Below are 8,870 nucleotides of genomic sequence, written 5' to 3' on the forward strand. Positions count from 1 at the left end.
TCTAGAGAATCAAAAGTAAAAACTTGTCGTGTCCTTCTTTGGCTCTTCTTAGAGCCTTTTCGTCATGTTTTTTTCGTTTTCTCTCATTTCCACTTAAATTATGCAAGTTCCTAATAGAAAATAAAGGAGTTATTCTCGAGAATAACTCCTTTTCTATGTTAATCCACACTATTTTTTCTAAAATATATACTTGCACTAGAGAATATTAATAAAAATAAAGTTCCAGTTTGTACCCAATAGACCGTAAGGTCCAGTAAACCATGTAAAATTACAGTAATGATAAAGCTAACGATCAATCCAAATAATGGAAGGTCAATCTTACGCTTTGCCAAACGATAAATATCTTTAAGGTTATTCCCAAAATAAACAGCTACAATCAACACTGGAATTACTCCATGACTAAGAATTGGATCAAGGAAGATATTATGCGCATGTTGCGTTGGGTGACCATTATAAAGAGGATATATTTTATAATAGGTCAATGGACCTTCTCCGAAAAGCGGATGCGCTTCTATTCCTTTGATGGCCGCAGACCAAATACGTCCACGTTTTGCGAAATCCTTCCCAATAAAAGAAGCACGTTTCATTAACATTGGATTCATCAATACTAGAGTTACAGCACCTGCTATCCCTACCAATGATAATCCAAACAGTTTATACATCTTACAACAAAGAATCAACACAGGCACACTAACTACAAATGGTACCCAAGCTGTTCTACACCCTGTAAGTAATAATGCGAATAAATTCAAGAATACTGTAATGGAATAAAAAATCGTATGTTTTCCACTTTTCCACTGCATCCCTTTATAAAGACAAATAAGGATAGTGAACTCTAACATCATCGCATAATAATTAGCATTAAAGAACATAGAATGTACACGATTCTTAGGACTATTGGCAATAAATAATTCAAAGACACTATGCCCCAAACGCTGGCAAATTACAAAATATTCTATGAATCCATAAATAGCACAAAGAATAGATAGTACACAACATATATCTAGCATTACTTCAAACAAACGCTTTGTCGCAACACTACGATAAAAGAATATAAACATAAATAACGCTAAGATGCCTATTCCACATCCAAACCCTAAATAGTTTCCATAAAATAATGCGACTAGAGTCGTTATAATACAAAACGCAATTACAAATTTACTACGAGGTATTTCCTTAATAATAGAACCTAGTCTTTTTTCCTTTATTAAATAACCAACGATTCCTACCAATACTAGAATCGTGATTACAAAATGACAGTACAAAGACGCAACACCTAATAAAATCAATTTTTCATCGAACGTAAATGTGTTCAGTTGTTGATGACACCATATCTTTAGTTTTTCCAAGAAGACCCCTCCTTTTGAATATGTAATATTATAGCACCGCCACAAGCAAATAACAATTTCATAATTTAACCTAACTCTCTCCTCCTAACAAAAAGAAGCAGTTTCCCGCTTCTTTCTTCTATAATTAAAATCTTATTTTTTTATTTAAGGAATCTAAATAATCATAGAGTACCACGTTTTCATCTTTCATGGCTGCTTCTAATTTATATGGATCAGCTACTTGAACACCTGCACTTCGGAAGAATCCAATTAGATTTGCGATTTCTTCCTTCGTTAGCGTGCCAGCAAATGGAACACCATACCCCGATGGAATAATAGGTCCATTTTGTCCTGGATTTATATAAACCAAAATTTTTTCTTCTCCTACTTGAAGACGTAATTCAAAACTAAATCTTTTATAGGCATAAGCACCCCATTGCGACTGGAAGGTAAAGGTTAACTTATCGATGCTTGCTATAGGAATACTGCGATAAAATGGTTTCATCGTATCGTTGATCAGTGTATACCAAGCAATCTTTAGTTTTTTCATTGTACTATACTGAGGTATAATATACACAGTGTTCTCATCCATCTCTGCGATTTGATTTGCAGGTACAATTAACGGCATCCAACAAAAGATACAAACAATGACATACAGTATAATACATATGGAAAGGTTGGATAAGGAAATTATTCCAGCCATCTTGAAGCATTTCATAATAGCCGCTCCAAATAAAACTCCTCCAAGTATCATAACTAATAAGCTAATCACTACATACTTTCTTGACATTACTCGATTTTTATTCATGTTCATAATAGAACCTCCAAAGATATATTATCTTTACACCACTATCATATTCTATTTATTTCACTTGTGTAGCAAGTATGCAGATGTGGTCATAAACGCATCATGAACGGTCAGAAAACAAGGTGATGGTTGTGATAAACAAATGATGTTCTTCCTCAAAATGATACTTTAACGCACCCTTATACTTATTCGCAATGATTTCCATATTGCGCATGCCATACCCATGATATAAACTATCTTCTTTTGTAGTCTTAAGTTCCCCATCTTCTTCTAAAATATTCATACAACTATTCTTCATCTTTATCACAACAAAACCTGTTCGATTTTTCATTTTTAAAAGGATATGTCGATCTTCACACTTCAAACAGCTATCGATTGCATTATCTAACAAATTAGATAGAAGTGCACTCATATCAATGATATCAATGAAACTATAATCCACATCATCAATTTCAACATTACATTGAATACTCGCACTTTGAAACCTTGGACGATAGGTCTGTAGGATGCGATCAATCAATGTATTTCCAGATATTTTTGAATATAACATTTCATCCGTCTTATTCTCTATTTCTCTTTTGTATGTTTCAAATTCTTCCTGTGATTGTTGGATTTCATCTAGCATACGTAAATGTTTCTTCATATCATGAAGTTGTTGCATAATCATTTTATTTTCTTTTTCTAGAACCATAAAACGTTCTTTATTTTCTTTATCTGCATAGCGTTGAATGGTAAGTTCTAATACGTTATCTTTGCTTGTTTCCATGGTATAAAACATACGAAAAATCCCTATCATACAAATGGTTAATGCTTGTGGCAACAAGCTTATTACATGTCCTTCTTCAAACTTCCCATAGATAGATAAGATAAAATCAACACTGCATAACAACAATATACTGCATACAACAATACTGATATAAGGCGATTTACGCAAATTATGAATGTACTGTAAGTACAACAAAGAACAAATGATAAACACATTGCAAAACATAGTATCCATTGTAAAATGAAACGGCCAAGAAAGTGTTGGTACAATACTTGTAATATAATGCACACCCAACATTATGAACGTGGTAATAAGAACAATTACAAAATAGGAACCTAATTGAGTCCCATATCCTTCTTCTTTATAATACATATATATTGGCAAGATAATAAGAATTCCATAATATAAGAATACGAAGTACCTCTCCGGTACAAATAAGAATACAAAACAACTTATTAGAAATGCTATCGCATAACGATTTAAGCAATTTGCATCCGTGTGATAATGTTTTTGGTATGTCTCATGATACATATACACCATATAAAACAATACAAATATCTGTATAAATATAACGATATAATTCATACAATCATCTCCTGATAACAAATCCACGCCTTCTTTACATCGTCATACCTGCGTCTAGCAATCGGCAATATTTGTTTATTTTCTAAAACCAATGTATCTTTAGCTATTTGTTCTATATATTTCACATGAACATAAATCCCTTTGTAACATTCCACAAACCCTTCTGTTAATTTAACAGCCCAATAGGAAACATTTTCTTTACTGCTAAACACTTGTGCTCTTGTATGAAATTGCACCTTTCTACCATAAGTTTCAAAGTAGTATACATCACTCGTCTTTACTCGTACTTCTTCATGATGATCACTCAAAAGAATACTTGGGCGTTCCAAATAATCTTTTAGCACTTCATCTAATTCGCTATATAGTAAAGATGGAGCAACTGGTTTCAATAAATAACGAGCTGCCCGGATTTTATATCCTTCTATGGAATATTTAATAAAACTTGTAATTACCACTATGATAATATTGGGTTGTGACTCACGTAGTTTTTTTGCGATGTCTATCCCGTTTTCTGTTCCCACTTCAATATCCAAAAACAATACATCATACATTTTAGAACATTTTAAAATAGACGTGCCATCTTGATATATATCGATGCGTTCATAATCCAGATTACGTTTATCAAGATATGGGAGTAATAATTTTTTCGTCTTACTTGCTTCTTCCACATTATCATCTAGAATTGCTAAATTGATCATTGCGCACCCCTCAAATTTCTTTTCATATATTATACCATTATCCCCACTTTCATAAACCCGCTTTCTTACACAATTGGTTTATTTTCTTACACATGTGGAAAAAAACAGAAGCAATCGCTTCTGTTATTCGTATTTCGCAAGTTCTGTTGTCTTTTCTGCTATTTTCTTTTCTAAATCTGTTTTCTTAGTTTTCAATGTATTAATCTTTGTATCTGCGTCTGTCATTTCAGTTCGATATGTTGCATCTTTTTTAGACTCTGTTTCATATTGTTGTTTTGCAAGAGTATACTGTGATTGTAATTTTAAATACTCATCGTAAAGTGCCTTTGCATCTTTACAGGTTTGTGCATTTTCATCAATTTTACATGTATCTTCTGCTGCTTTTTTCACAACTGCTTCTGAGTCTCCAATGCCTTTCATATTACCTTCAATAGAACTTACATTACTAAGTAATGTCGCGATATTGTTTAATTTTTCTTGTGCTGCTGTTTTTGCGCTTTCTGCACTTGCAATATCATCATTCACTTGTTTCAATTGTACTTCATATGCATCGATTTGAGAATTCAATTGTTTAATTACTGCACTATTGTCTTTGATATCTGTTTCATTTTCACTAGGTTTCTTTACTGGATCTTTTTCAGTATCCTTTGGATCTTCTTTTTTGGTAGGTTCTTCTGTTGGTTCATCTGAACTACCGTTAAAGAACATATATTTTATTCCAAAACCTGCACCTACTAATAAAACTACTGACAAAACACCAATGATTGTATACGTAATCATCTTGTTTACTTTTTTGGATTTCTCATCATCTTCTTCATCATCTTCAACACGTTTTGATTCTATCTTTTTCTTTTTTATAGTTTCTCTGATATCTTCCTCTTCTTCATACTCTTCTTGACGCAAAGCACTACTAGAAGTCTTTGTTTCTTGATAAGGATAATCTTCAAACATCGGTTGTGAATTTGGTTCCACTTTATTTTTACGATCCATAATCACCAATGTTTTATCACTACCATCATTGAAGTTTACACGTGTTTTTTCAAATTCATGATCTACACGAATATCAGGGATACTTGATTGTTTTTCCTTTGGAATGTTTATAAAAGCAGAGTCATTAGGATCAAAGGTAGGTTCACGTTTGACACCCTCTTCTTTTTGTTTCTTCATCTCATTAATTTTTCGGCGTAATTCATTATCTTCATTGTATTGGTGAATCATACCCGTTAAATCTACATCTTCATTATTATCAATATCATCTCGGTTATCTCTAAACATACAAACCCTCCATCTATATTTATGCATTTGTTTATTTATGGAAAGAGTGCCCACAAGATACCCCATGAACACTCCAATCGAATTTCTGCTTCTCAAAGGAGGAGAGAGAAATTTCGTTAATAAGTTACGCATAGCAAATCATTGGCTAGATGATTAAACGTGAACTTACACGCACATTATAACACTGAAAGCATTAGAATGTCATTTCTAAATCTTAAATTTAACTTAAAATTTTATATTTTCCCTAATAGTAAGACAATAATCATCAAAAAATACCCTTTGATTTCAATTTCACATCAAGGGGTATTTTAAGTTATACTTCATTTTATATTTCCTATAACCTTTGTGTTCTTAAATCATAGAAAGGAAAATAAAGGCAGTATAATATTATGTCTAATGTTCAAACATTTTTCTCTTTTTACTAAATGTAATCATCATAAAACTAGAAGTCACCATTGCTAAAACTAACAACAGTAATGCTGAACTATCACCAGTTTCAGGAGAAACACTATTTTCTGCATTATCCACATTATTATCTGGAGTTGTTGTTTTCTGTTTACCGATGATTCCATAGTAACTAAAATGATCTGTAATAAAGATAGCTTTTCCATCCTTGATAATACTTGGAATGATAGTGACATTCCCACTATCATCGATATAAACAACCTGCAAATCTGTCATTGTTTTCATTGCATCCGTTAATGGAATGCTTACTTTTATCATACCACTTGGTTGTATAACCACGCCCTCTTTTAAAAGCTTAACATCATAAAGACCACCAAGTGTTAGACCAGGAGCTTTCTTATTTACAGCTTCCCCTAGTTTATCCATTTCCACTTTCGATTTTATAACAACACTGAGTAGAATATTGGATTCAAACAATGTTCCATCCACGTATTCTACCTTAGCTCCCGTTTCTGGGTTCGTAATTGAAATTACTGGTTTTGTCTTAAGAACTGCAAGCGCAGCTTCTAGTGATTTAGCATAACCATCTACAACTGCCTGTTCACTAATATTCTTCCCTCTAACCACTGCGTTCTTTGCAGCGTTAATTTCTTTAAGATCAGCTTCTAAATAAACGCTCAAATCTGCAGGAATTTTTGCAAGTGCTTCATCCACTTTAGTATAATCTGCATCTTTATATTTAAGTGCAGCTAATGCGCTTTCAATTGCTTTAACATAGCTATCAACGATTGCTTGCTCACTGATATTTTTTCCATGAACGACCGCATTTATCGCCTCATTTATAGCTTTCACACTTGCCTCTGTATAATGTCTAAGATCATCAGGAACTTTCTTAATTACCTCATCCACTTTGCTATAATCTGCATCTTTGTATTTAAGTGCATCAATTGCATTTTTAATGGCTGTTGCATAAGCATTTACCATTTTTTGTTCTAGTACATTTTTCCCCTGTACTACATCAGCGACAGCTACTTCCACATTGGCAAGGCTCGTTGTGAAATAATCTGGATTCAAGGCATTTGCTTCAGTGATAAGTTTATTAACTTCAGTATAATCAGCATCATGAATGATGACTGTTTTTCCACCACTTGTCACCTCTGGCAAATAAGGTTTTTTCCCTCCATTTAGTATTGTATCATTGCCCACAGAAACAATTTCAAGTGTTCCTCCTTCTTTACTACAGTACAGTGCAGTTGTTCCTCCCTGTAAATCAAGTGCTCCTGATGTACTAATAGTGATATTCTTCCCATAAAGTGCAGCAAGTCCTGAACGAATCTTCACATTGCCACCAGTTATAGAGATTTTCTGCTCTGCTTCTAAATTACCCGCTATATAAAGGCCTACTACCCCTGTATTAATATCAATATTACCTCCTGATACATTGATATTCCCACCAGCAGAATATACTCCATTACCATCTGTAATGTTCGGTGAGTCTATAACAAGTGACCCTCCTTCCATAGAAAAATCATTTAAAACAAGACAAAAATCTGTATTTGAATAAATACTCCCTGATTTGATTGTAAGTGTAGTACTTGCAAATCCATAAGGGTTCGATTCAGCAATGGAGGTATCTGGTCGAAGAATGTTTAATTTTCCATCTGCTGTACCAGCAGCAATCGTTAAATTAAGGACTCCTTCACTCCATTCTTTACCAACCATAGCATTAAAGCTACTGTTTTTCCTAGAAAACGTATTTTCTCCCTCTAACATGATCGTTACATTACCATTTGGAAAAGTTAACACTTCCGCCGAATCTGATACAATGTGGAAATTCCTCAATGTTAAAATACCACCATCTGCGCTAGGTACCCATTTCCATCCCTCAGTATTAAGCATATCTGTAGATTCTTTTATTTTTGAAACATCCAGCGTTTTGGTTCTTGTAACTGGTGTGCTACTTTCTGCAGCAACTACGGGTGATGGTATTTGGACAAATACCATCACTAGCGATAGCACAAACGTCATAAATTTTGTGCCAAGCTTCTTGTTCTTCATAATCATCCTCCTTCTTTTTTTCAGGCTTTTATTGATATGAATATCACAATAATCAATATGAATTCATCCTATCAACTTTTTGATAAATTCAGTGATAAAGTTATATGTGTATATTCACAATGTTTGAGCAGACAATCATAGCTTTCATCAACAATAATACTTAAAGAAATAGAAATTCATATATATCTCAAATATAAACACCTAATCTTAGTGATTATTCAGACATCTCTCCACATATAATGAGTTCTTTATGAAGAGCATAAAAATCGCTATGTTTTACCTCCTTGGCTTTATAATACAATAACTGCCGTCGCAAAAGCGTCGGAGTAAATTATGTATTGTGATATTTTAGAGTTTAATTTATAAAATGCTGAAACTATCACAAAAATGAAGCTGATATTATAATATATAAAAAAAGTAACCATTCCCATGATTACTTTTTATATATTCTTAACAAAGCAAATACCTTAAGCATGTTTTACTCTATCTTTTTCTTCTGCACGTTTTCCATTATTGAAACGATCAACGGTTCCAACTAAATATCCAGTAATTCTTCTTATTTTTTCAAAGCCTTCTGGGTATAGATGATAACCTAATCCAACTTCTTCTCCATCAAATTTTAAATCAATGGATTGAATTTCTTTTTGAGGATTTTTCTCTCGTACATAAGCAATATAAGCTTTCGCTTCTTTTTCACCAATCTGTTCGTTTGCGTTAATTTCAATGTCGTCTACAACAATCTGATAATCCATAAGATATCCTCCTATAAAAGTTACTCTTATTATAAATCTATTTTATTGGATGTTCAACTATTATGCAATTAGGGATAGTGTAAAATGGATGTGGAATTGAAAAAAGTGATATAACCCTATAAAATTTAATCGCGAAACCAAATTTTCAGAAAGGGATTATATCACATGAATATATTATCACATTTCCAAGAATAC

General features: G+C 32.9%; 7 protein-coding genes. All 7 read right to left on the reverse strand.

What is annotated here, in order from left to right:
* Positions 1-158: 158 nt before the first annotated feature.
* On the reverse strand, positions 159-1,349 hold the full coding sequence (locus ACWG42_RS14605; protein WP_455793299.1) for an O-antigen ligase family protein: 1,191 nt from the start codon (positions 1,347-1,349) through the stop codon (positions 159-161).
* A 124-nt stretch (positions 1,350-1,473) separates the two neighbouring features.
* Entirely contained in the window at positions 1,474-2,142 is a 669-nt protein-coding gene (locus tag ACWG42_RS14610) for a hypothetical protein (RefSeq protein ID WP_455793300.1), read from the reverse strand.
* Between the two features lie 94 nt (positions 2,143-2,236).
* A complete protein-coding gene (locus ACWG42_RS14615; RefSeq protein ID WP_455793301.1) occupies positions 2,237-3,487 on the reverse strand; it encodes a GHKL domain-containing protein in 1,251 nt (416 codons plus the stop codon).
* A complete protein-coding gene (locus ACWG42_RS14620; protein ID WP_455793302.1) occupies positions 3,484-4,185 on the reverse strand; it encodes a LytR/AlgR family response regulator transcription factor in 702 nt (233 codons plus the stop codon). Before ACWG42_RS14620 ends, ACWG42_RS14615 begins: the two co-directional genes overlap by 4 nt.
* A gap of 123 nt (positions 4,186-4,308) precedes the next feature.
* On the reverse strand, positions 4,309-5,460 hold the full coding sequence (locus ACWG42_RS14625) for a hypothetical protein (protein ID WP_455793303.1): 1,152 nt from the start codon (positions 5,458-5,460) through the stop codon (positions 4,309-4,311).
* Between the two features lie 393 nt (positions 5,461-5,853).
* Entirely contained in the window at positions 5,854-7,923 is a 2,070-nt protein-coding gene (locus tag ACWG42_RS14630; RefSeq protein ID WP_455793304.1) for a hypothetical protein, read from the reverse strand.
* A 467-nt stretch (positions 7,924-8,390) separates the two neighbouring features.
* Entirely contained in the window at positions 8,391-8,675 is a 285-nt protein-coding gene (nrdD, locus tag ACWG42_RS14635) for an anaerobic ribonucleoside-triphosphate reductase (protein ID WP_455793305.1), read from the reverse strand.
* Positions 8,676-8,870 lie beyond the last annotated feature (195 nt).

The organism is Amedibacillus sp. YH-ame10 (assembly GCF_053848885.1).

Bases quoted from the DNA above. Each gene is read 5' to 3' on its own strand.
- ACWG42_RS14610 (WP_455793300.1), bottom strand. From the start codon at position 2,142: ATGAACATGAATAAAAATCGAGTAATGTCAAGAAAGTATGTAGTGATT.
- ACWG42_RS14615 (WP_455793301.1), bottom strand. From the start codon at position 3,487: ATGAATTATATCGTTATATTTATACAGATATTTGTATTGTTTTATATG.
- ACWG42_RS14620 (WP_455793302.1), bottom strand. From the start codon at position 4,185: ATGATCAATTTAGCAATTCTAGATGATAATGTGGAAGAAGCAAGTAAG.
- ACWG42_RS14625 (WP_455793303.1), bottom strand. From the start codon at position 5,460: ATGTTTAGAGATAACCGAGATGATATTGATAATAATGAAGATGTAGAT.
- ACWG42_RS14630 (WP_455793304.1), bottom strand. From the start codon at position 7,923: ATGAAGAACAAGAAGCTTGGCACAAAATTTATGACGTTTGTGCTATCG.
- nrdD (WP_455793305.1), bottom strand. From the start codon at position 8,675: ATGGATTATCAGATTGTTGTAGACGACATTGAAATTAACGCAAACGAA.